Source organism: Bifidobacterium sp. B4111 (assembly GCF_026537235.1).
Lineage (GTDB): Bacteria > Actinomycetota > Actinomycetes > Actinomycetales > Bifidobacteriaceae > Bombiscardovia.
Genome location: NZ_JAFNMO010000002.1, coordinates 461,008 through 485,576, shown reverse-complemented (window position 1 = coordinate 485,576; position 24,569 = coordinate 461,008). Strand labels below are relative to the sequence as shown.

At 61.5% G+C, this 24,569-nt stretch carries 16 protein-coding genes and 2 tRNA genes; 10 read left to right on the top strand and 8 right to left on the bottom strand.

Annotated features, from left to right (window positions below):
• Positions 1–645: 645 nt before the first annotated feature.
• Positions 646–718, bottom strand: a tRNA-Ala gene (locus J3T93_RS05850).
• 38 nt (positions 719–756) lie between these two features.
• Positions 757–830, bottom strand: a tRNA-Ile gene (locus J3T93_RS05845).
• 104 nt (positions 831–934) lie between these two features.
• Here J3T93_RS05845 and J3T93_RS05840 point away from each other — a divergent pair.
• Positions 935–1,543 carry a M48 family metallopeptidase gene (locus tag J3T93_RS05840; RefSeq protein ID WP_267401044.1) on the top strand — a complete coding sequence of 203 codons (609 nt, stop codon included), beginning with the start codon at positions 935–937 and terminating at the stop codon, positions 1,541–1,543.
• Positions 1,544–2,045: 502 nt separating this feature from the next.
• Positions 2,046–2,813: an SDR family oxidoreductase gene (locus J3T93_RS05835; protein WP_267401042.1), complete on the top strand. Its 768-nt coding sequence runs from the start codon at positions 2,046–2,048 to the stop codon at positions 2,811–2,813.
• A 110-nt stretch (positions 2,814–2,923) separates the two neighbouring features.
• Here J3T93_RS05835 and J3T93_RS05830 read toward each other — a convergent pair whose 3' ends face one another.
• The 3 genes from J3T93_RS05830 to J3T93_RS05820 form a co-directional block, all read right to left on the bottom strand.
• Positions 2,924–4,183, bottom strand: a complete 1,260-nt coding sequence (locus tag J3T93_RS05830) for a Na+/H+ antiporter NhaA (RefSeq protein WP_267430915.1) — start codon at positions 4,181–4,183, stop codon at positions 2,924–2,926.
• 407 nt (positions 4,184–4,590) lie between these two features.
• Entirely contained in the window at positions 4,591–5,070 is a 480-nt protein-coding gene (locus tag J3T93_RS05825) for a Dps family protein (protein ID WP_267430914.1), read from the bottom strand.
• Positions 5,071–5,302: 232 nt separating this feature from the next.
• Positions 5,303–6,688, bottom strand: a complete 1,386-nt coding sequence (locus J3T93_RS05820) for a hemolysin family protein (RefSeq protein WP_267430913.1) — start codon at positions 6,686–6,688, stop codon at positions 5,303–5,305.
• A 157-nt stretch (positions 6,689–6,845) separates the two neighbouring features.
• On the opposite strand from J3T93_RS05820, the gene J3T93_RS05815 reads away from it, so the two are divergent.
• On the top strand, positions 6,846–7,409 hold the full coding sequence (locus tag J3T93_RS05815) for a peroxiredoxin (RefSeq protein WP_015021096.1): 564 nt from the start codon (positions 6,846–6,848) through the stop codon (positions 7,407–7,409).
• 121 nt (positions 7,410–7,530) lie between these two features.
• Positions 7,531–9,282, top strand: coding sequence for an FAD-dependent oxidoreductase (locus tag J3T93_RS05810; RefSeq protein WP_267430911.1), 1,752 nt, complete (start codon positions 7,531–7,533; stop codon positions 9,280–9,282).
• 148 nt (positions 9,283–9,430) lie between these two features.
• Here the strand turns inward: J3T93_RS05810 and J3T93_RS05805 are convergent, their stop codons facing one another.
• Entirely contained in the window at positions 9,431–10,444 is a 1,014-nt protein-coding gene (locus J3T93_RS05805) for a LacI family DNA-binding transcriptional regulator (RefSeq protein ID WP_267430910.1), read from the bottom strand.
• Positions 10,445–10,769: 325 nt separating this feature from the next.
• Between J3T93_RS05805 and J3T93_RS05800 the strand changes: the two genes are divergently transcribed.
• The 5 genes from J3T93_RS05800 (at position 10,770) to J3T93_RS05780 (ending at position 17,815) form a co-directional block, all read left to right on the top strand.
• Positions 10,770–12,032, top strand: coding sequence for an ABC transporter substrate-binding protein (locus J3T93_RS05800; RefSeq protein WP_220236608.1), 1,263 nt, complete (start codon positions 10,770–10,772; stop codon positions 12,030–12,032).
• A 25-nt stretch (positions 12,033–12,057) separates the two neighbouring features.
• Positions 12,058–13,044, top strand: a complete 987-nt coding sequence (locus J3T93_RS05795; protein ID WP_267430909.1) for a carbohydrate ABC transporter permease — start codon at positions 12,058–12,060, stop codon at positions 13,042–13,044.
• Between the two features lies 1 nt (position 13,045).
• Positions 13,046–13,906 carry a carbohydrate ABC transporter permease gene (locus J3T93_RS05790; RefSeq protein WP_267430908.1) on the top strand — a complete coding sequence of 287 codons (861 nt, stop codon included), beginning with the start codon at positions 13,046–13,048 and terminating at the stop codon, positions 13,904–13,906.
• A gap of 105 nt (positions 13,907–14,011) precedes the next feature.
• Entirely contained in the window at positions 14,012–16,132 is a 2,121-nt protein-coding gene (locus J3T93_RS05785; protein ID WP_267430907.1) for an alpha-galactosidase, read from the top strand.
• 45 nt (positions 16,133–16,177) lie between these two features.
• Positions 16,178–17,815, top strand: coding sequence for a glycoside hydrolase family 36 protein (locus J3T93_RS05780; RefSeq protein WP_267430906.1), 1,638 nt, complete (start codon positions 16,178–16,180; stop codon positions 17,813–17,815).
• A 672-nt stretch (positions 17,816–18,487) separates the two neighbouring features.
• Here the strand turns inward: J3T93_RS05780 and J3T93_RS05775 are convergent.
• Positions 18,488–21,247: a phosphoenolpyruvate carboxylase gene (locus J3T93_RS05775; RefSeq protein ID WP_267430904.1), complete on the bottom strand. Its 2,760-nt coding sequence runs from the start codon at positions 21,245–21,247 to the stop codon at positions 18,488–18,490.
• Between the two features lie 306 nt (positions 21,248–21,553).
• On the opposite strand from J3T93_RS05775, the gene J3T93_RS05770 reads away from it, so the two are divergent.
• Positions 21,554–23,413: a threonine/serine ThrE exporter family protein gene (locus J3T93_RS05770; RefSeq protein WP_267430976.1), complete on the top strand. Its 1,860-nt coding sequence runs from the start codon at positions 21,554–21,556 to the stop codon at positions 23,411–23,413.
• Here J3T93_RS05770 and trpS read toward each other — a convergent pair.
• Positions 23,410–24,495: a tryptophan--tRNA ligase gene (gene trpS, locus J3T93_RS05765; protein WP_267430903.1), complete on the bottom strand. Its 1,086-nt coding sequence runs from the start codon at positions 24,493–24,495 to the stop codon at positions 23,410–23,412. The genes J3T93_RS05770 and trpS overlap by 4 nt on opposite strands.
• Positions 24,496–24,569 lie beyond the last annotated feature (74 nt).

Here is a 24,569-nt window from a genome sequence, read left to right as displayed (position 1 = left end):
GTACGATTAAGAAGTCGCAACTTGTCTATGACTATTCAAGTTTCTTGTGCATGTTTCTTATAGTCTGTAACAGTATGCCCATACGACGCATAGCAGCAAAATTGATGTCAGATCTAGAACAAAGAATATGCAAGAATTACGAGCAGTATTATCAGGGGAATTCGGAGTGCATCCACTTAAGGAATACTCTTGCATGCATTATTCGTATTTCGCGAGCGTTCTCGGAATACATTAAAGCTGAAAGTGACCAGCCGCATCAAAGCGGAAGATTGCATTTTATCCCTCAGCCTTTTTCAGTTAAGTGAATCCTGCTCAGTCACCGGTTTAAGGTGGTCATTTTATCGGAGAGCAAGAGTTCTGACCATTTCCTTCTTCATCAGTGTTGAAACCGACTGTGTAACTCAATAGTGATTGCAGGCTTTTATAATTGATTTCTCTGTTCCTGCTTGCAGTATTGTTGAAAGTTCTCTTTACATAGAATGATTCGGCGGGGTGTGGTCATACATTCGGTTGTATGAGCTTCAGCTGCTAGAGTGTCCACCCCACTGGATCAGTGTTATCCACGCTGTAGTAGTCGTAGTTGGATAGTCGATATTTGCCAAAGATGATGTAAAAAAGCCTCGAAAGCCTCGGAAATACTATCTGTGGAGCTAGCCGGATTCGAACCGGCGACCCTCTGCTTGCAAAGCAGATGCGCTACCAGCTGCGCCATAGCCCCGTGAATGTGAAAAGAACTTCAACCGCGCAAGAAATGCGTGGGCCTGGGAGGACTTGAACCTCCGACCTCATCCTTATCAGGGATGCGCTCTAACCAGCTGAGCTACAGGCCCATGCCGTGTGACCGAAGAATCACACAAATGGTTAGCTTACCATAGTGTCCCCTCAAGTCAATCTCGGCGGCGTCGCGTCGCGTCTTGGCGGAAGAATGGGGGTCATGAGGCGGAAACGGCGTGCGGAACCAGTCCGGTCGGAGCAGCTGGAGGTCGGTGGTGAGACTGTTCTGGTTATCAGAAAGCGGATCGCCAACGTCTATCTGCGGGTCAAGCCGCCTGACGGCCATCTGGAAGTGACGGCGCCTCTAAAGCTGGGCGACGACCAGATTCGTGCCTTTATCGACGGCAAGCACCGCTGGATTGCAACCACTAGAGAACGTCTGGCCCACTCACGCGATGTCTACGCCCAATCCGGAGCCGATGGTCAGCTACAGCCAGGACGATCCGAGGACGAAGCCAAGAGAATTCTCCAAGAGAGGCTGCCGACTCTGCTTGATCGGTGGGTCCCCGTAGTGGGTCGTCGGCCCGAGCGCATCAGTCTGCGGAAGATGAAAACGCGCTGGGGCTCCTGCACCCCCGCCACTGCCAGTATCCGGCTCAACACCGACCTGGCTTGGCTGGATTCCGATCTGTTGGAGTATGTGTTGGTTCACGAGCTGACTCACCTCTACGAGCACGGTCACGGCCCCGGCTTCCGCGCGCGGATGGATCGCTATATGCCCGACTGGACTGAGCGCCGTCGTCGACTCAACCGCTATTTGGCTTTGTGACTACAGAAGCTAGACATATTGTGACTACAGAAGCTAGACATATGAAGATATGACTTCGAGAGCCATGAATTCCGGAGCCATCAGCTCCACGTGATTTCAGAATTTGTGCAATGTGAGCTTGTAAATTACGAATCTGTGGCATCATACGTGCTGATGATTTCGCGTCCGAACCTCTGCTGTGTCTTTTGGAGCGAAGTCGGATTGGTTTTTGATGCGTTCTGTCTGTGCAGATCTAACCTGCCTATGCGGTCTGATTCAGACCGAACTGACTGTGAGCTGTTCTGACTCAGCTGATCTGCATTTGATTCGTGCTGACTCTACCCGAGGCTGGTTTAATGCGCCACATTTGTCCTCCAAAGCCGACAGGAGACTGCCGCAGCCCATGCTGGTGCGCTAGCGTTGAGGAAGAGGGGCGATCCTGCAGCAGCTAGGCAGGCTCCCTGCGGCCCGGAGGCGAGTGTGGAGCCGATCCGGGGCAATCGATCATGAAGGAGCAGATGAGATGACGGAATCCAAGAAGACAATCAAGCGTGCTGTGGTGACCGGCGCTTCGAGCGGCATCGGTCAGGCCAGTGTGCGAGCCTTGGTGGACAAAGGCTGGAAGGTGGTCGGACTGGCTCGGCGCGAGGACAATCTCAAGGCCCTCGCCGACCAGCTGGGTCAGAACTTCACCTATGAGGTATGCGATGTGACCGACGAGGACTCCACTCAGGTGGCCGTCGATGCTGTACTCAAGGGTGGACCGGTCAAGGCTCTGGTCAACTGTGCCGGTGCGGCATTTGGCAAGGACCCGGTGGCTACCTCCAGCCTGGACGATTGGCGCGGCATGTACGAGCTGAACGTCATCGGCACCCTGCGGGTCATCCAGAAGCTGCTCCCGGCCCTGAAAGAGTCGGAGGGCACGGTTCTCGTCATCTCCTCGACGGCAGGCATCGAGCCCTACGAGGGCGGCGGTGGATACTGTGCTTCCAAGGCGGCGGAACGGGTCATGGCTCGCATTCTGCGGCTGGAACTGATTGGCGAGCCAGTGCGCGTGGTCGATATCGCCCCTGGTCTGGTCCACACCGATGAGTTCTCCCTGAAGCGGTTCGGCGGTGATAGCGACCGGGCTGACGCGGTCTACGCCGGTGTGCCCGACCCGCTGACCGCCGACGACATCGCAGGATGCGTCACCTGGGCCTTGGAGCAGCCCGACACTGTGGACATCGACCAGATTGTGGTTCGTCCTCGTGCCGAGGGCTCATACACCAAGCTTTACCGTCGCAGCTGAGCCTGGTAAGGGACCGATTCTGGCAAAACTGATTCTGCCAAAAACCCAGTTTGACAGGTTGATTCTGGCAGGAACCGGGTCTGGCAGAGGTTGAGTCTTGGCAGCTAAGCCTATGTGTGCCTAGCGGAACGCAGTCGACCGGGGATAGTGCCGACGGCCACGATGAGCACGGACAGGACCGATCCCGCCAGCACGCCCAGCAGTGCTGGCTCCAGGCGCAGGGATCCGGCGAACGCCAGGTTGGCGATCAAGAAAGACATGGTGAAGCCGATTCCACAGAGCTGGCAGAGGCCGATCATGTTCCCGGTCGTGGAGCCAGCAGGCCGCCGTAGCCCCAAATGACCTGCCAGGATCACTACGGTCATGATTCCTAAGGGTTTGCCCAAGGCCAGTCCCAGCGTGGTGCCCCAAAAGACGCGGTCAGTCAGCAGTCCGGGCCCCAGCTGATCTAGGGAGATGGATAGCGAGAAGAAAGCAAACACGGGCAGGACAACCAGGGCGCTCAAAGGCGTCAGCAGGCGATCCAACTGTTCGGCAGGCGATGGTGCCCGGGAGTAACTCTGCTCAATTCCTATTGTCTTGGTCTCAGCTGGATTGGCCCCGGTAGATTCTGCTCCGGATGGTTCAGCCTCGCGTGACCTGGCCACAGGGGTCAATAGGCCCATCGCCACTCCCGCCAACACTGGGTGGATTCCAGCCTTGAAGAGGCCGTACCAGGCCAGAAGTCCGCCCGCTAAGGCGCCCAACAGGAACAGCAGCATCAACGGTCTCCAGAGTTGGGAGGAACGGCTCACCGCTCGGACCAGCAGGGCCCAGACCACAAGGCCGGCCAGGCAGACAAGCAGCCAGCTCTGTTGTCCCAAACTGGAGTAGCCCAGGGCTATCAGCAGGACGCCAATCAGATCGTCGAAGATGGCCAGGGTCATCAAAAAGGCCTGCAGGGCGGGCCCGGCCTTGGGCAGAAGCAGTTGCAGCGCCGCCAGGGAGAAGGCCACATCGGTGGCCGTTGGGACAGCCCAGCCACGCAAACCAGCGGGGGAGCCCAGGTTGAGCAGGCAGTAGATCAGGATCGGAACGGCCACACCGCCTAGAGCGGCCAGCATGGGCAGTAGGACCTGCCTGTGGTCGCGCAGAGTGCCCGTGGCAGCTTCCTGGCGCAGGTCAAGACCCATGGTCAGGAAGAATATGGTCAGCAGCCCGTCCTGTATCCAGTCCTTCAAGGACAGGTTCAGCCCGCTCGGCAGATCCAGAGGTACCCAGGCGGCAAGCGCATTCAGGCCTGGCCCGGCCTTCGGCAGATTGGCCAGGATCAGTCCGGCTACTGCGCAGACCATCATGAATGGCCCGGTGATCCGATCGTTTTCAGCCAAGGATGATAGGGTTGCGAAACAATTTGAACGATGATGTCTGTTGTGCTGGTCCCTGTCAGATCCGCCCTGCCCACGCTGTGGATTTGATGGTTGGGCATTCGATGGCTTGGAATTCTGCTGAGAATTCGAAAGTCGGGGTTCTGACGACGTGGATTGATTTGAGATGTTGGGAATGTGGGCGTGGGCGGCATGATGCTCCTGGTCGGGCGGATAGGGTTCGGTCTTCCGTGGCCGACCAGTCTTCCCGGCATGAGGCGGCGCCCGGCCGTCTCCCAAATGTCAATTCTATCTTGTTCAAAGAGTTATGCCAGCGGCCCTGCACCTTTTACGATGCAGGGCCGCTGGCATACCGCCTATCGGAGGCGGCGATGAGCTCTCAGAGCTCAGAAATCGAGTAACTCAGTAACTCAGAACAGGTGGCTGCGCATGAACCACTGGAAGTGCTCCAGCTCCTGCACGTGGTCCTGCACGATGTTGGAGCTGATGACGTCCAGGTCGTCCAGCTCCTTGATGGCCTCGCGATCGCGCTTGATGAAGGTGGTGTAGTAGGTGTCCAGGGCCTTCAGATAGTCCAGGGCATCCTGGCGGCCGGTCATGGTGATGCCATCCCAGTCGCGGTTCTTCATGATGTCGTCGGGCCGTCCGGCGGGGGAGCCGCCCAAGGTGGCGATGCGCTCTGCGGTTTCGTCGGCCATGTTCAGCACCGAATCGACCTCGGGATCCATCATCTCGTGGATGCCGATGAATTCCTTGCCCTTCATGTTCCAATGGGCGTGCTTGAGAATCAGGGCAGTCTCCTGCTCCTGGCTCAGACGGCTCTGCAGGATGGAGATGACCTTCTCGCTGGTCGCTTCGTCGAGTCCCGGTACGGTAAAGTTCAATGCCATAATCGCTCCTTAAATATGAATTATGCCTGTGGTCGGATCAGCCCCGGCCTTGTATCTCCAGACTAGATGAAAAGGCAAGGAAACGCTTGGATTTTGCGGGAATCAACCAGTGAAATCATTCACGGACCATCGGCTACGCTGACAGTCATTTTTCCTTGACTAGCGTGGGATGCTCGTAGGCTGACGGCCAGCCTCGGTCAAATCAATCTCAGTCAGATTAGAACCGCTCTGGTTATTCCCGGCCTGCTCCTGCTTCGGGATTCGACTTGTCTTCATCCGCTCCGTCTTCTCCGGCTTCGTCATTATCGCCAGACTGGCCCTCAGCCTCCTGCCGGCGCCTGACCTCAATGGTCTCGATGCGCCGCCCGTCCACCTTGGTCACCACCATGTCATATCCGTCGTCGGAGTGGACCACGTCGCCCACCTGCCCCATCCGCCCGGTCTGGGCCAGGAAGTAGCCGGCCAGGGTCTCGTAGGGTCCGTCCTCCAGCTCGATTCCGGTCAGGTCCGCGAAGTCCTCGATGGTCATGCCGCCGTCAACCGTGGCCACGCCGTTGACGAAGGCGGTTGCCTGGGGATGGGCCGGGTTCTGTTCCTCAGGCAGGTCGTACTCGTCGCGGATGTCGCCTACCAGCTCCTCGGTCATGTCCTCCAGGGTGACGATGCCGTCGGTGCCCCCGTACTCGTCGATGACCACAGCCAGGTGGATGCCTTTCTTGCGCAGCTTCTCCAGGCTGGGCAGGAGCTTGGAGGTGCCGGGCAGGGCGATGCCGGGCCTGGTTACGTCGGCCACGGTCTTGGCCTGGGGATTGCGCACGTCCATCAGGTCGCGCACGTGGACGAAGCCCAGCACGTCGTCGAAGTCGCGTCCGGTCACCGGGTAGCGCGAGTAGGGCTCGTCGTGCACGAATTCGACCGCCTCCTGCAGTGGCATGTCTCCGGCGATGAAGACCACGTCGGCCCGGGGGCGCATGACCTCGGCCACGCTGGTCTCGGAGGCATCGAAGACGTCGCCCAGGATCATCCGCTCGTCCTTGCTCAGGTTGGTGTTGGAGGAGACCAGCATCCGCAGCTCGTCATCGCTGACCTCGGTGTCGGTCTGCTGGGGGTCGAAGCCCAGGATGCGCACGATGAGGTTGGTGTTCTTGCCGATCAGCCAGATCAGCGGCCTGCACAGGGTGGTGAAGACGTCGATGGCCGGGACGACGGCCCTGGCGATGGCCTCGGTGCGCTGCATGGCGATCCGCTTGGGCACCAGCTCGGAGATGACGATGGAGCAGTAGGAGATGATCAGGGTCAGGATCACCGTGGTCAGGGTGCCAGCCAGGCTCTCGTGCACTCCCCACCCGGTCAGGACGGGAACTACGTAGGGGGCGATGGATGATGCGCCGAAGGAGGCCGAGAGAAAGCCTGTCAGCGTCACGCCGATCTGCACAGCGGAAAGAAAGGTATTGGGGTCGCGGGCGATGCGGGCCACCCGGGCGCCGCGTGCGTCCTGCTGCTCCATCTGTTCCAGTTGCGATCCGCGCAGGGAGACCAGCGCCAGCTCGGTCCCCGAGAAGACGGATCCGATCAGGAGGAAGAAGAGAATGAGCAGGATGTTCAGCCATAATGCCATACCCTCAATGCTAGGGTATGGACGCCCCATGTGCCCTATGTCACACCCCAGCGGCGAACCTCTGTCTTCCCCATGCAGTGCTTCCTGACTAGCATGAAATACGGAGACAGGTTCGGCTTCAGGTCGACGTTCCCAACGCTCCCGAAAGGATTTTCCCATGTCACAGCTTCAGCACGAATTGACTGAGTTCACCACGCAGGCCTACCAGGACAACAAGACCTTCCCGGTCTCCAAGAAGGATCTGCTGGGACACTGGTCCCTGCTCTTCTTCTACCCTGCGGACTTCAGCTTCGTCTGCCCCACCGAACTGGAGGATCTGGCCAGCAAGTACGAGGACTTCAAGAAGATCGGCTGCGAGATCTACTCCGTCTCCTGCGACACTGAGTTCGTCCACAAGGCCTGGCACGAGGCCAACGAGAAGATCGCCAAGGTCCAGTACCCCATGCTGGCCGATCCGACCGCAACCCTGGCCAAGGACCTGCAGACCTACAATGAGGCTGAGGGCAAGGCCGAGCGCGGCGACTTCATTCTGACCCCTGAAGGCAAGGTCGTGGCCTACGAGGTCATCTCCTCCAACGTGGGCCGCAACGCCGACGAGCTGCTGCGCCGCGTTCAGGCCTCCCAGTTCGTCTACGAGCACGGCGATCAGGTCTGCCCTGCCAAGTGGGAGCCCGGCGAGGACACCATTGAGCCCAGCCTGGATCTGGTCGGTCAGCTCTGATCTGCAGCTGCCAATATCGGGAACTCGCCGATCGGAAGCGACCAGGGCGGGTTCCCTTTTCTGTATTCACGACCAGTATCCAACACCAGCACATCCGTGCATTCCTTCGGAAGAGGCATTCATGACGGAAGACAAGAATCTCTATGACGTGGTCGTCATCGGCGGTGGTCCTGCAGGCCTGAGCGCAGGCCTCTATCTGGCCCGGGCGCGGTATCGCACCTTGATCCTGGAGAAGGACGACTTTGGCGGCCAGATCACCATCACGGCCGACGTGGTCAACTACCCGGGCGTGGCCAGCACTGATGGCCGCAGGCTGACCGATACCATGCGCCAGCAGGCCCAGAACTTTGGAGCCGAGTTCATGAGCGCCGAGGCCACAGGTATCGAGGCCCAGGGCGACATCAAGGTGGTCCACACCTCTCGGGGCGACCTGCGCACCTTCGGCATCCTGATCGCCACCGGCGCCAGCCCCCGCAAGATAGGCTTCCAGGGCGAGCAGGAGTATGCGGGCCGCGGTGTGGCCTACTGCGCCACCTGCGATGGCGAGTTCTTCACCGGGCGCGAGGTCCTGGTGGTCGGCGGCGGGTTCGCAGCCGCTGAGGAGTCGGTCTTCCTGACCAAGTACGCCACCAAGGTGACCCTGCTGGTGCGCGAGGAGGACTTCACCTGCGATGCTGCCGTGGCTGACGAGGCCCGGAAGAACGACAAGATCGAGATTCATTACTCCACCGAGCTCAAGGGAGTCTCCGCTGGCCCCGGCGGGCTGGTCGAGGCCGCTATCCTGGACCGCAAGAGCGGGCAGACCACCACTTGGAAGCCCCAGGATGGCGGCACCTTTGGCGTCTTCGTCTTCGCTGGCTACGTGCCCCAGACCGGCATGCTCAAGGGCGTGGTGGATCTGGATGACCACGGGTACGTGCTGACCCACGACTACCTGGAGACCTCGGTGCCAGGCATCTACGCCGCCGGGGATCTGCGGGTCAAGAACCTGCGGCAGGTCATCACCGCCGCCTCCGATGGGGCTGTGGCCGCCGTGGAGCTGGAGCGCTACGCCTCCAACATGTCGGACAAAACCGGCTTGGTGCCGCCGCGGCCCGAGGACTCCCCCTACGCCCGTTCCGAGCGGCAGGCCGAGAACTCCGCCTTGGCCTCGGGCACCTCGCCCGCGCCTGTGGCCCAGGAGGACGACCAGACCCTGGCCAAGACCTCCGGCTTCTTCGGGCCGGACATCCGCAAACAGCTGGACATGGTCTTCGGCAAGATGACCGGAAAGCTGGAGCTGGCCCTGGATCTGGACGGCAGCCAGGTCTCCAAGGAGCTGGAGGCCTTCGTGGATGAGCTGGTCGGGCTCTCCGACGGCAAGCTGACCGTCAGGGTCGACTCCCGCACGGACGAGGACAGCAAGGACTACGATCCCTCCAGCGACCTGCCTGATGCACGTCCCAGCGTGCGCATCTGCCGGCTGGACGACCAGGGCGTCTCCCAGCCGACCGGATTGGCCTTCCATGGCGTGCCCAGCGGCCACGAGTTCAACTCCTTCGTCCTGGCCCTCTACAATGCGGCGGGCCCCGGGCAGCAGGTTGATCAGCCCACCTCGGACCGGATCGATGCCATCAAGGACCGGGTGGACGTGATGATGCTGGTCTCCCTGACCTGCACCATGTGCCCGACTACGGTCCTGTCCGCCCAGCGGGTGGCGGCCCAGAACGGCAAGGTGCGCGCCGAGGCTTACGACCTGGCCCGCTTCCCTGAGCTGAAAGATCAATACCAGGTCATGAGCGTCCCCTGCATTGTGATCCGCAAGGACGGACAGGAGACCGTGGAGTTCGGCAAGAAGTCCGTACCTGAAATGCTGGATCTGATTGGGGCCTGACCCTGGGTCTGAACCTGAACAGAGTCTGAGAAGGCGCTGGCGTCTATTGCCTTTGCGGTGATGATGCCAGCGTCTTTTTGGTATATGTTGCAGGTCTGCATTGATGAAAAGCTCTGGATATTATCCATGGTTTGGATAGTTTGTCGTATCAGCAGCCACAGGAGTGACGGATGGCTAGATCCGCCTTGATGATCTGCACGTCGGGGACCTGGTCCGGCTCCAAGGCCGCATTGATGGCGCAGGTGGCAATTTTCGCAGTGTCCTGCTGCATGGTGGTCAGCTGAGGCCAGGTGTAGAGGGAGTCGATGGTGCCGTCAAAGGAAACGATGGCTACATCCTCGGGAATGCGCAGCCCGCGTTCATGCAGGGCTCGCAAAGCACCCATGGCCTCCAGGTCCGATCCGGCGAAGATGGCCTGGGGTGGTCTGCCGCTGTCAATCAGGTCCAAGGTGGCGCGGTAGCCGCCCTCGCGTGTGAAGAAGGCCTGGCGAATCCTGCCGGCGGGAAGGTTGGCGTTCTGATGGGCCGCATACCAGCCCTGGATGCGGGCGTCGCCCCGGTCGTCGGGGGAGCCGCCGAAGAGCATGTCGACGCTGCAGTGCCGGTGCTTGATCAGGTGTTGGGTGGCGGTCAGGCCAGAGTGGAAGAAATCGGTCGACACGCTCTTGGCATTGCTCACCCGGTTGGGCTGGTCCATGAAGACGAAGCGACTCTCCTCGAGATGAGCCATGCTCAGCTGTGCGTAGCTGCGTGAGGATGAGAGGAAAATGGCATCGACGTTGCGCTCCAGCAGCTGTCTGATGGCCTGCTCCTCCAATTCGGGGTCGCTGCGCACGTTCATGAAGAGAACCGAGTATCCCCGCCGCATGGCCACCGTCTGCAGCTCGTCGTAGATGCCGGCGCTGAATGGGTTGGAAGAATCCGGCACAATGACCCCCAGCATCTTGGAATAGCCGGTGCGCAGGGCGCGCGCCGTGGGGTTGGGGTGGTAGTTCAGCAGCTTCGCCGCCTCGCGCACCCGCTTGGATGTGTTCGGAGCCACAGCCCTGGGCCCATTGTTGAATACGTAGCTGACCACGGCTGTGGAGACATTAGCCAGCTTGGCCACATCCGTGCGCGTGGCCCTTTTGCGTTGTCGGTGATCCTTGTTGTTTGCAGCCATCAGAGTTCGTTCCCATCTGCCTATTCGCCAGTCTCAATTTATGCTACCCGGAATAGGGAATCTACTCGAATTGATATTGCCGTCAAACCCGGTTGAGCGCCATCATTGATCTGTCTGCACATGTCTTGCTAAGGCTGCAAAATCAAGGTAAATAGCACTAAAAAACCAGCCGTTGCGGGTGCGTTTTTCCTCAAAAGCAACTGTTTAGGCAACCAGCGTCAGATATTTGACAGATGAATCTACTCGTGTATATTAAGAATCACGAATGAGTTCAGGTTCTCTCGGAACGTGTTCGGCGAAGAAGCAACCTACGAAGGAGTGGTTGATGAACAAGATCAAGACGGTGGCGGCGGTCGGCATCTGCTGCGCTATGGCAATAACCTCATTGGCTGCCTGCGGCTCTTCCTCCTCCGGGGGCAAGAAGACCGTGGAATTCATGACCATGCAGTCGACGGGGACCCCCCAGCTCAAGGCTCTGCAGGGCCTGGGCAAGAAGTTCGAGGCAAAGAATCCAGACATCGCCATCAAGATGGTTCCTGGCACCAACAACAACGAGAACGACATCAAGGTTCGTCTAGCGGGCCACAACCCTCCGGACATATGGAACACCCACGGCTGGTCGCGCGACCGGTACGGCAACTTTCTTGAGCCTCTGCAGAACAGGCCCTGGGCCAAGCGGCTCAAGCCGATAGGCAACGATGTCTTCAAGACCAAGGACGGCAGGTTCTACGCCCTTCCTGCTGATATTCAAGTGTCTGGCATCATGTACAACCAAACGGTTCTGGATGCGGTCGGCATCGATCCCAAGTCCATCGACACCTGGGACGCCTTTGAGCAGGCCTGCACCAAGCTCAAGGCCGCCGGGTACACTCCGCTCATCTCCTCCAACAAGGATGCGGGTCCCAATGGCGACATCGCCGACTACATGCTTCCGGGCATGTACGACGACAGCCAGCTCAAGGACCTTTCTGCCGGCAAGTTCGATACCGCAGTCTACGAGAAGTACACCTCCAGGGTGGCCAAGTGGGCCAAGGACGGCTGGTTCAATGTGGATTACACTTCCGCCTCCCAGGATGACATATCCAGGCTGATGGCCCAGGACAAGGTCGGCTTCTCCTTCCGCGCCAACGGCAGCTCCCAGCTGATCCAGTCCTACAATCCCAAGGTCAAGCTGGGCATGATGCCGGTTCCTGCAGAAGTCGGCAGACCCTACTTCTCTACAGGCGAGGACACCCTGACCTTCGGCGTCTCCAAGACCAGCAAAAACAAGGACGCGGCATTGAAGTTCATCGACTTCATGGCCGAGCCTGAAAACCTGCAGAAGCTGGTAGACGTGAGCATGAACGATTCGGCCCTGACCGGCGTCAAGTCCGCGCTGGGGCAGTTCGAGCCGACATACGACTACTGGGTCAACAAGAAGAAGACCAAGTTAGTCCCCTTCTTCGACCGCAAGTACCTGCCCAACGGCATGTACAACACTCTGGCCAAGTCGACCGACGGTCTGCTGACCGGTCAGCTGACTGCACAGGCCGCTGCCGATCAGGTCAAGACCTCCTTCAACAGCCTGTATGGCCAGAAGTCTTCCTGAGCAGTGAGCCAAGAGGAGCCGAGTCATGACAGATAGCCGCTCAGGGGCGATTCCTTCGCAGGACACCCAATCCGGATCACCGTTACATGGGGATAGCAGGGATGCATCCGTTGACCACGTCAGGGGTCCCGCCCCGCGTCGTCGCCGTTTCAAGGGTGCCTCGATCAATCTCTTCTATCTTCCTGCCGTCATCCTCCTGGTGATCTTCATCATCTATCCGCTCTTGTCGGGGATCGGACTTTCCCTGACCAACTGGGACGGGTACAACGAGGCCAAGTCCTTCGTGGGGCTGGCCAACTACAAGCAGATGCTGACTGACGCCAACTTCAAGCAGGTGGTCATCAACACCTTCATCTACGGCATTGGCAGCACAGTGCTTCAGCAGATCCTGGGCCTGGCTCTGGCACTGCTGCTGAACGCCAGGATCAAGGGGCGCACCCTGATCAGGGCCATCATCTACCTGCCCGCTTTGGTGGCCCCGGTCATCATGGGCATCATGTACTACTTCGTCTTCCAGTACCAGCAGGGCGCCCTGAACGCCGTCATGACGGCGCTGGGTCTGCACAAGGTGGCCTGGTTCAACAATGCGGGGTTCTCGGTCTGCATCATCGTGCTGGTGAATTCCATCCAGTTCGTCGGCGTCTCCATGATCATCTACCTGGCCGGTCTGCAGACCATGGACCAGGAGGTGGTCGAGGCCGCCGAGGTCGATGGGGCATCCGGCTGGAAGAAGTTCTGGAACATCACCCTGCCGCTCCTGTCGCCCGCCTTCACGACCAGCGTGGTTCTGAACCTGATCGGAGGGTTGAAGCTCTACGACATGGTCAAGGTGCTGACAGGCGGCGGCCCCGGGTATGCCACCAACTCCATCTCGACCTATATCGGCACGATCTACTTCGACAACCAGGCGGCCGGGTATGCCTCGGCCATCGGAGTCTTCCTCTTTGTCCTGATTGCCATCGTGACCTGGCTGGTCAACAAGGGGCTGGCCAAGCTGGATTGGGAGGCCTGACATGGCTAGCAAGAACAAGAATGCGATGACCCCTGCCGAGCGGTCATACCAGCGTGGGCGTTGGGCCATCTACCTCTTTCTGGTCATCGTCTGCCTCTGCCAGCTCCTGCCCTTCTACCTGGCGATCACCACCTCGCTCAAGCCTTCGGACGATCTGAGCTCGGCCCTGAGCATGCGCACCCACGACCTGGCATGGTCCAACTGGTCCGAGGCCGTCAACGAGGGCGGCATCCTCAAATCCGTTCTCAACAGCGTGGTGGTGACTGTTGGGGCGACGGCCCTGGTCTGCATCCTGGGAGCAGCGGCGGCCTACCCCCTGGCTCGTCGCCTGACCCGATTCAACAAGCTGGTATCGGCCTTCATCCTCTCCATGATGATGATTCCGCCGCTGAGCATCCTGGTCCCCCTCTACTCCTTCCTGGTCAGGATCGGCGGGGTGAACAACTACTGGGGCATCATCGTGGTGCTGACGGCCACCAACCTGCCTCTGTCGGTCTTCCTCTACACGGCCTTCATCAAGGCCATACCCCCGGCGATTGATGAGGCCGGCGAGCTGGACGGGGCCAACCGGCTCCAAGTCTTCATGCGCCTGGTCCTGCCCATGCTCAAGCCGGTGACGGCGACCGTGGTCATCATGACCGGCTCGACAGTATGGAACGACTACGCCCTGTCCAGCTACATCCTGACCGATCCCTCGGCCCAGACCATTGCCCCTCGTGTGGCCTCCTTCTTCTCGGCCAATACCAACAATCTGGGCGTCGCCGCAGCGGCATCTCTGATTGCGGCAGCACCCATGGTGGTCGCCTACATGTTCCTGCAGAAGTACTTCATTGCAGGGATGGTGGCCGGAGCAGTCAAGTAGTCTTTTAGTCAGGAGCCGTCCAACTGCAGTTGAGCGGGCGGCTCACTGGCTCATCAAGCATCGTTGTTTTTGCACATTTGTGCCGTAGTCACCAAAGGATTTTTCATGCTCTTTCCACAGTCGGTCCATTCGGATCAGCCACTCACCTATATGGCCCTGGGGCCCGTTACGCCGGGTGCCGATATTCCTGACATCAGAGGGCTGTATGCTGGCCCCGACCTGGATGGCTTGGAACAGAGCCCCGTCTGGGCCTCAACCCATTCGCCCCTGCTGCTGGAGCATGCGCAGAACACCTACCTGCATCCGGGCCTGACCGGGCATCGGATCACGCAGGGCCCCGAGGGCTTCCAGGCCGGTCGTTCCTGGTCGCCACGATTCCTGGTTGAGGGCCGGCCCGAGCAGACCGCCGACTCGCTGATCATCAAGGCTCGCGACGAGGGTGCCCAGCTTGGCTTGAAGACCAGGGTGGAGGCCATGGCCGGCGGCTCCCTGCGGATTCGTCACACCCTGCGCAACCTGGGCGCCGATCCCTTCCTGCTGGAGGGTCTGGAGATCCGCCTGCCCCTGGACGACCAGCAGACCCAGATTCTGGACTTCGCCGGTAGGCACGAGCGTGAGCGCAGCCCCCAGCGTCATGATATGGCCGACGGGGCCTGGGTGCGTGAGTTTCGTTGGGGCCGCACCGGCTTCGAAGGGCCCGTAATCATGGTGGGCACCCCCGGGTTCAACTTCCACCATGGCAGGGTGCTCTGCGTCCAGCCGGCCTGGAGCGGCAACACCGTGCTCCGGGTGGACCGGAACAGCGCCACCCCGGCCGGCGTCAGCGCTGGCGAGCTCCTCCTGCCCGGCGAGGTGGTCTTGGACCAGGGCCAGGAGTACAGCACGCCCTGGATCGTGGTCACCGCCTCCGACCATGGCATGGATCCGATCATGAACAGCCTGCACGCCTGGGAGCGCACTCTAACCGAGCATCCGCGCGAGCAGCCGGTCATCCTGAACGTCTGGGAGGCCATCGCCTTCAACCACGACTTCAATACCCTGCGCGATCTGGCCGACCGGGCCGCCCGCATCGGAGTGGAGCGCCTTGTTCTGGACGACGGCTGGTTCCACCTGCGCCGGGACGACAAGGCCGGTCTAGGCGACTGGTGGGTGGATCCTGCTGTCTGGCCCCAGGGTCTGGAGCCTTTAGTTGATTATGTCCATAAGCTAGGGATGCAGTTCGGCCTCTGGTTCGAGCCGGAGATGATCAATCCTGATTCGGATGCCTTCCGCGACCATCCTGAGTGGGTCATGAGGGCATCCTCCAGAAACCCGGAGCTGCAGCGCAACCAGCTGGTCCTAGACCTGACCAACCCCCAGGCCTTCAACCATGTGCTGGAGGCCATGACCGAGGTTCTGGGGTCCTGCCAAATCGACTACGTCAAGTGGGACCACAACCGCGACCTTCTTGAGGCCGGCTCACAGGCCCATGGGGGCGCGCCGGCCATCCACGAGCAGACCCTGGCTTACTACCACCTTCTGGACGCCCTCCGCGCTCGCTTCCCTGAGGTGGAGTGGGAGTCCTGCGCCTCGGGCGGCGGCCGCATCGACCTGGGCGTGATCGAAAAGATCCGCCGCTTCTGGAACTCCGACATGACCGATGCCCTGAGCAGGCAGCTGATCCAGCGCTGGACCGAGCAGACCGTGGCCCCCGAGTACATCGGCGCCCACATCTCCCAGCCCTCCTCCCAGCAGACCGGCAGAACCTACAGCCTGGACTTCCGGGCCGCCACGGCCGTCTTCGGGTCCATGGGCATCGAGTGGGACATTCGCCAGGCCAGCGAGGAGGACCTGGAGCGGCTCAAGGAATGGATCACCTGGTACAAGGTCAACCGCGGCTTCCTCCACTCCGGCCGCGTGGTTCGCCTGGACCTGGCTGACCCCTCGGCGCTGGCCCATGGCGTGGTGGCCCCCGACCGCAGCCGCGCCATCCTGGCCCATGTCCAGTTGGATGAATCCCTGCATAATCGTGGTGTTTGTCTACGTATTCCCGGTCTGGATCCCAAGGCGCTGTATCGGCTCGCCTGGACCGGCCCCGCCAAGCCCAAGGCCTCGCTGGAGCATTTGGACCCAACAGGTCCGCTGGGCACCGCCGAGGTCACCGGCACCTATCTGGAGCGTGTGGGTATCCGCATACCCCGTTGCCAGCCCGAGACCATCCGCCTGATCGACCTGGTCCGGGTCTGACCCGCCGCCGTCTGCCACACCACAGGGATGAAGGAGCACTGAGTCATGAACCCAACCAGCCTTAGCCTTGGAGAGCCGGATTGGATCACGCTGACCACCGATGCCGACAGGGAGACTGTGCCTGCGGGAAGACGCTTTCACACAGCCCCCGACGTGAGGGCCAGCCTTAAGGGCGGGTCCGCTCTGACAGTCAGCCTGACCGCCGGTTCAACCCCCATCCGGTCCCTGGCGCTGCGCTGGACCAGGCCCATGCCCTCCGATGACTTCTACCTGGGCGACGCCTGGGAGCGCGGCTACGGCCGCATGGGTTTCCAGACCATGCGTGCCAACCGGTTCATGCCCTGGTACTTCTTGGCGGTGGGTCAGGAGCAGGCCGAGGGGTACGGGGTGGTCACCGGAGCCAACGCCTTCTGCTTCTGGCAGGTCGATACGGCCGGTGTCACCCTCTTCCTTGATCTGCGCAATGGAGGCACAGGCCTGGTCCTGGACGGCAGAGAGCTTGAAGCGGCCACCATCGTTTGCCTGCAATATCCGCTTCAGGAGCGGGCTGGTGGTCCGGTCTTTGCTGTGGCCACTGACTTCTGCTCCCGGATCAGCCGTAAGGGCCTCATACCCACCGAGCCGGTCTACGGGAGCAACAACTGGTACTACGCCTACGGGGACTCCAGCCGCTCCCGGATTCTTGCCGATGCCGAGTATTTGGCCTCCCTGACCCAGGGCAGCGCCAACCGCCCCACCATGGTCGTGGACGACGGGTGGCAGGACCACCACCGGCTTGAGGACTACAACGGCGGTCCCTGGCGGCGTGGCAACGAGAAGTTCGGCGACATGGGCGCTTTGGCCGACCGGATCAAGGCCATGGGCATCAAGCCCGGCATTTGGTACCGCCCGCTCCTCAACGAGGACGAGACCATTGCAGACCAGTGGAGGCTCCCGCACAACGGATGCCTGGACCCCTCAAACCCGCAGGTCCTGGACTACATCCGCCAGGACATCGCCCAGCTGGGGGAGTGGGGCTACCAGCTGATCAAGCATGATTTCAGCACCTTCGACCTGCTGGGCAGGTGGGGCTTCCAGATGAACCCCTGGCCCAGCCCGGACGGCTGGCACTTCTACAACCGGAGCCTGACCAGCGCTCAGGTGGTCAAACAGCTCTACCGGGCCATCTTCGAGCAGGCCACTAAGACCGGGATGCTGGTCCAGGGATGCAACGTGGTCGGTCACCTGGGCGTCGGCTTTATGCAGATCAACCGGACCGGCGACGACACCAGCGGCCTGCAGTGGGAGCGGACCAGGCAAATCGGGGTCAACACCCTGGCCTTCCGTCTGCCCCAGAACGGGAGCTTTTACGCCACCGACGCCGACTGCGTGGGCATATCCGACTCAATCGACTGGGAGTTCAACCGTCAGTGGATGGACCTCTTGGCGCGGACTGGCACCCCACTCTTCTTCTCGGCCCGCCCAGGCAGCCTGACCGCTGAACAGGAGGGCCAGCTCAGGCAGGCCTTGGCCATGGCCTCGACCGGAGGCGCCCATGCCCTTCCCTCGGACTGGCTGGTCAATGACTGCCCTGAGATTTGGACTGACGACGGCGGCACCCGCCGATACTCCTGGTATCAGCCGGCTGGCCTGGAATTCGCTGACATGCCTGAGCGCTACGATGGGTACCTTTCAGCCATTTAGAGGAAGTTGGCGGCCGTGCTCGGTTGGGATGGGCACAGCCGCCAGATTCGCCGGATCGCAGTGTTGAGGATCCGGCCTTACTCGCAAGAAGCACAGTGGAGAACATTCGGTAACGCCATTTGCGGAGTTTCCCAAGAACTTTGCCGACTGTCTCCCTAACAGCCGGTGCGTGTCATTTACTCCTGCGTCTTTGTACGGCTGATGCAACTTTATCATTCTGCTATGACTATGGCAGCCTAACCTGTTATCAGCGAGATCCATGGCTGGCATGATGGACGAACAGTGGTCGGACCAGCTGGGGCTGTGCTCCCTCCCTCGTGGGCAAGGAGCATCCGTCGGCTTGGACGCTGCGCCCATGCCGGTCAGCAGTCTCAGCAGGACGAACGCAGACGGCCGGCTAGATATGCGAAGCCGGAACCCCTTGCCAACGCCGTTCGCCTTGCAATGTCTCGTCTGTCGAAAAGCAGTCCTGCTGTCAACGCGGGCCTTGCATCACTTCGCTCGAGCCATGGCGGAATCCAGCCGTCTTCCCGGCGTCCCCCCCCCCCCCCTCGCGCTACCATCCAGCTAATAAACAACACATATGGTCACGTCAGGGGCACTTGAATAAGCAGGGCCCCGCCTCCTGCAACTGCGGGAGAACGGGGCCCGTGCTTAACGCCGGGCCGGGGATCAGCCGGTGTTCTGCAGACCGGCTGCGACTCCCGAAACGGTGCAGAGGATCAGGTAGATGAAGTCGGCCTGTTGGCTCTTGCTGAGCTCCTCCTTGTCGTTGCGACGACGCAGGGCACGCAGGGCGCGCACCTGGGTCACCGACAGGGCGTCCACATATGGAGAGCGGATTCGGATGGCCTGGCCCAGCACGTGGCGGTGCTGCAGGGGCCACTCGTCGCCCACGATCTGCAGAACCCACTTGCGGGTCAGCTCCATCTCCGAGAGGACCTTCTGGCTCAGGTCGTCCCGGTCGCCCAGGGAGAGGTACATCTTGGCGATACGCTCGTCGGTCTTGGCCAGGCTCATCTCGATGTTGTCGATGAAGGTGCTGAAGAGCGGCCACTCCTCGTAGGCCTGACGCAGGGTATCCAGGTCGCCGAACTTCTCGCAGGCGGTGCCCAGGCCGTACCAGGCGGCCAGGTTGATTCGGGCCTGTGCCCAGGAGAAGACCCAGGGTATGGTCCGCAGATCGTCCAGGGATTTGGCGCCCAGACCACGCTTGGCAGGCCGGGAGCCGATGGGCAGCAGGCCGATCTCGTTCAGAGGCGTCACGATGGAGAACCAAGGGGCGAAGTCCGGAGTATGCAGCAGGTCCAGGAAGCGCTCGTGTGCGGCCTGGTCCAGTTCGTCGGCCATATCCGCGTACTTCTCGGTCATGGTGGTGTTGCGCTCCTCCACGCTGGGCGCGGATTGGAGCAGGGTGGCCGCAGCCACGGACTCGATGTGGCGGATGGCCAGGACCGGGTTGCCGTAGCGGGCGAAGATGACCTCGCCCTGTTCGGTCAGCTTGAACCGGCAGTTCACCGAACCCACAGGCTGGGCCAGCACGGCCCGGTTGGCAGGGCCGCCTCCACGGCCTACGGCGCCGCCGCGTCCGTGGAAGAGGGTCAGGTCAATGTCATGGCTCTCAGCCCACTTGGCGATGCGCTCCTGGGCGGAGTGCAGGGCCAGGGTCGCCGAGACAGGGCCGGCATCCTTGGAGGAGTCGGAATAGCCCAGCATGACCTCCATCTTGTTGCCGGTCTCCTTGAGCCGGGCCTGGACCTCGGGGATCTTGATGATCTCCTCCAGCACGTCCACCGAGTTCTGCAAATCCTCCAGCTGTTCGAACAGGGGGATCACGTCGATGACCGGCACGTCCTCGGCATGTTCGAAGGCCAGCCGGTTGAGCTCGTAGACGTCCTTGACGTTCTGCGCCGACTTGGTGAAGGAGATGATGTAGCGGCGGGCGGCCTTTTGGCCGTTGCGCTTCTGGATGGCTCCCAGGGCCCGGAAGGTGTCGAGCACCTCGTGGGTCATGGGCTGCAGCTCGCCGCGCTCGCCATGCAGGCCATGCTCACGGATATCCTCCAGGGCGCGGGCGTGGACCAGGGAGTGCTGGCGGAACTCCATCTCCACCATGTGGAAGCCGAAGGTCTGGGCCTGCCAGATCAGATCCTGCAAGGGGCCGTAGGCCTGACGGACCGCGCCCGCCTTGGCCAGGGAGTCCTGGACCACGCGCAGGTCGGCGATGAAGTCGTCACAGTCGGCATACATGAGGTCGGCGTCACGCTGGATGGTGGCCTGCAGGCGGTCTGCGATGACCAGGACTACGGCACGGTGCAGTTCGTTGTGAGAGATGGTGGCGGCCCGATCGGTCAGCCGTTCGCTCATCTCCTTCTGGTGGCTCCACAGGCTCCTCAGCTCGGGGCTGGGGGGTGTGGTGGTCACCTCCATGGTCATGTTGCGGCCCACGGTGGTGGTGGCCTTGACCAAGGCCTTGAGCATGTGGTCCGAGAACTTGCGGGCTACTTTGCGCGAGACCTTGGCAGTCACATTGGGGTTGCCGTCACGGTCGGAGCCGATCCAGCTGCCCGGGTGGAAGAAAGCAGGGCAGACAGGCTTGACCATGCCGGCCTTCCTGCCCAGCATCCAGTCATCGAAGCGGCGGTAGACCCTGGGAATGGTCTCGAAGAGCGTGGAGTCGAAGATATCCAGGATGGTGTTGGCCTCTTCGACGGGCGTCGGCTTCTTGGCTGCGATGGGCGAAGTCCGGAAGAGGGCGTCGATCTCGTTATGCAGCAGACGCTCGTTCTCCTCCAGTTCGGAACCGCCCAGACCACGGCGAACGGCCAGCAGGTTGGCGATGCGCCGGATCTTGCCCTCCACGGCCTTGCGCCGCGCCTCGGTGGGGTGGGCGGTGAAGACGGGGTGGAACTCCAGCTTCTCCAGCAGCTCCGAAGCCTTGGCCGGGCCCATCTCCTGAAGGAGCTGGCTATAGGCGCTGGTCATCTCGTTGATGGGATCGGTGCCCTTGACCTCAAGGTTCACCTTGCCCTCACGCTCATGCAGGACCTTCACCCGGTAGTTTTCTTCGCAGAGGTTGGCCAGGTGGAAGTAGGTGGTCAGGGCGCGGGCCAGCAGCTGGGAATCCTTGACTGAGGTGTCGTCGATCAGGGCCACGGCCTTGGACAGGCCGTCCTCGTCAGGCACGGGGTCCGAGGGGTGGCGGTTGAAGTGCTCGGCGCTGGCCGTCATTACGTCCTCGCGCAGGGAATCGAACCGCTTGAGCAGCTGTTGATCGAACTCCCCCAACACATCCCTGAGCAGCCGCAGGCACAAGGCCATGTCCTCGTCCAACGATTGAGGCAGCTTGCGTTCCTCCGGCCCCTTGGTCCCGGTGCCGGATGTGACCAGGGTCGCATCGGCAGCCGTGATTTGCTGATTACTATCTGTCATCAGTCCTCCTTGTCGAATCGCAGGTTGCCCGGTCTTCGGCCATTCCACGGCTCCTCCGCGGTTATTGGTGGTCGGCGTTGCAGGCCCACAGCCTTCGATTCGATGGCTCGCGGCCCATTCTAGGACGTTTTCGGGTCGAATACGTTTCATGGTCCCATGCGGCGGTGCAGGGGCACGTGACCCGGGTGGAGTATGAATGTGGGTGTGAAATTCAAGAGCAGAAGTTCCAAGGATGGCTATCGCGGCAGGACCGCAGCCGAGGTCAGACGGGTCAGCAAGTACCACACCCACTCCATTCCGCTGGACATGGAGGATATTGAACGCGATTACGACAAGCCCATTGTCGAGGCTTGCATCGCGGCCAAAACCAGTCTGATTGTGCGGGTGGGCATGCTGGAGCTGGGGGCCGGCACGGGAAGCTTCCGCGTGCGCGAGATGATGCACAGGATTGCCTACCCCATGGGCGTGCACGTGCGGGCCGACGTGAACCTGACTGACATCGAGGCCACCTGCACGGATGGCGTGTCTCGGATTACCGAGGTGGTGGACCTGCCCACTACTGGGGTCAATACCGAGCGGATCTGGCTGCTGGAGCACTTCGCGGACTGGCTCAGCGTCAAGTGCGGGCAGGCGGGGACGTACCACGCCATGTCGGTGGTCTCCCGGGAATTGGTGGACAACCTGGACGAGCCGAACATCTACGCGGCGGCCCGCAAGGCGGTCAAGGAGGTGCTGGCCCAGGACCAGGATGCGGCCAAGGCGCTCAAGGATGCGGTGGCCACCGCTGTGCACAACGAGGACGAGATCAGCCAGAGCCGAATCGATGCGGCGGCCATGGACACCAGGACGGCCGCCGGTCTGGGCACTGTAGGCTCCACGCCTCGGCCCGAGGATTCCAACGATCCCAAAGCCGCTTCCGCTGCTGATGCCGTTTCTGCAGCCGCTGAATCTTCTGCAACCAGTCAAGGACGCGATTCGGGGGCTGGGCGGCCCGCTTCCGGACAATCTGCGTCAACCCAAGGTGGAGCGCGTGAGAAGGCCAGGTCTTCCGAGGGCGCCGCGTCCTCCGAACAGTCGGTGTCTTCCGTCTGGTCCGCGTCTTTCAAAGAGGCTGTATCTTCCGATGGGCCTGTTTCCTCTCACGAGTCCGCATCCTCGCAGACGCGGGCTACGGATGGCATCACAGTCCGACAGGCGCATGAACGCCTGGACCTGATCGAGCGACGCAGACCCCTCTACTCGCCCCTCTTCTCGGGCTTCGCCTCGGCCGTGGCCTGCGCGGCCTTCGTCTTCCTGCTGGGCGGCGGCCCCTACGACATGGCCGGAGCTTTCGTCGGCGCTGGCATAGGACAGTGGGTGCGTCGTCAGATGCTGGGCAGGCGGATCAACCAGTTCTTCGCCACCGGAGTGGCGGTCATCATCGCCGCCCTGGCCTGTGTCGGCACGCTGAGGTTGGCGGGTATCTTCGACCCTGTGGCTCTCAGGCACGACACGGCTTACATTGGCGCCATCCTCTTCGTCATTCCCGGCTTCCCCCTGGTCACTGGCGGCCTGGACATCGCCAAGCTGGACTTCCCCTCGGGAGTGCAGCGCATCACCTACGCCTTCTCGATCATTCTGGTGGCCACCCTGGGCGGCTGGGCCGTAGCAAGGATGGTCATGCTCAACCCCCAGGGCTTTGAACCCATGAACCTGAGCCCCTGGCTGATGGCTGGCCTGCGCTTGGTAGCAGCCTTCTGCGGGGTCTGGGGCTTCTCGGTCCTCTTCAACTCACCCCAGCGCATGGCCCTGGTGGCCGCCGTCATCGGCGCCCTGACCGACACCATGCGCTTGGAGATGCAGGATCTGCTCCACGTTCCTCCTGAGATGGCCGCCTTTTTGGGCGCCTTTCTGGCTGGCATGCTGGCCACGGTCTGGCGTTCCTCAGTCCGCCACGGCCTGCTGCCGCCCGATCTGGGCTATCCAAGAATCAGCCTGACTGTGCCCTCAATCGTCATTATGGTGCCCGGCCTGTATATGTACCGGGCCATGTTCTACCTGGGGCAGTTCAATACGCTCAACGCCCTGGACTGGGCCTTCCGGGCCTTCATGGTCATCATCTGCCTGCCTATCGGCCTGGTTACGGCTCGGGTGCTGACCGACCGCTCCTGGCGGTACGACGTCTAGTAGCGCATGCCCATGGCCGAGCGGACCTGATCGAGGGTCTCCTCGGCTACCTGGTTGGCACGCTTGTTGCCTTCAACCAGGATGTCGCGCACGGTGTCCATGTCCTTGGCCAGCTCGGCGCGGCGCTCGCGGTGGGGTGCCAGGAATTCGTTGACCGACTTGGTCACATAGGCCTTGAGGGCGCCCGAGCCGGCATTGCCGATCTCCTCGGCGATATCCTCGGGCTTCCGGTCGGTCACCAGGCCGGCCGTGGTCAGCAGGGCCGAGACTTGGGGGCGGTTGACAGGGTCGAAGGTAATCCTGCGCTCGGAGTCGGTGGGGGACTTGCGGATCAGCCTGGCTGTCTCCTCCGCGGTGGCGCCCAGCATGATGGAGTTGCCGTAGGACTTGCTCATCTTGCGGCCGTCCAGACCTGGAATCTCAGGGGTGTCAGACAGGATGGCCTCAGGCTCGGGGAAGACCGGAGCCTGGCCGGGGTAGCGCTCATCGAAGCGGCGGGCGATGGTCCGAGTCAGCTCCACATGCGGCAGGTTGTCCTTGCCGATGGGCACTACGTTGGCCTTGCAGAAGAGTATGTCGCAGGCCTGGTGGACCGGGTAGGTCAGCAGCAGGCCGGTCAGGGCGTGGCCACTGGCCTCCATCTCGGCCTTGACGGTGGGATTGCGGTGAAGCTCGGCCTCGGTCACCAGAGAGAGGAAGGGCAGCAGCAGCTGGTTCTCTGCAGGAGTGGACGAATGGGTGAAGATCATGGTCTTCTTGGGGTCGATGCCTGCGGCCAGATAGTCCAGCACCAGGTTGAGCACGTTGTCGCGGATGTGCTCGGTGGTGTCCCGGTCGGTGATGACCTGGTAGTCGGCGATGACGATGTTGGTGTGTACGCCGCGATTCTGCATCTGGACGCGCTCGCGGATGGAGCCGAAGTAATGGCCCAGATGGAGCCTGCCGGTCGGGCGGTCGCCGGTCAGCATGGTGTAGCGGCTGGGATTCTTGTCCAGCTCGGCCAGCACCTGGTCGGACCGATGCTTGGCGGCTCTGAAGCTATCGCTGATCTCGTTGCCTGCCGCTGTGACTTCTTCCTGCATGGTCCCACCCTCGTCGTCGTGCCGAATGTCCTTCTGGGAATTGCTTTTATGGTAAAAGTCCGAGCCGACAAGAT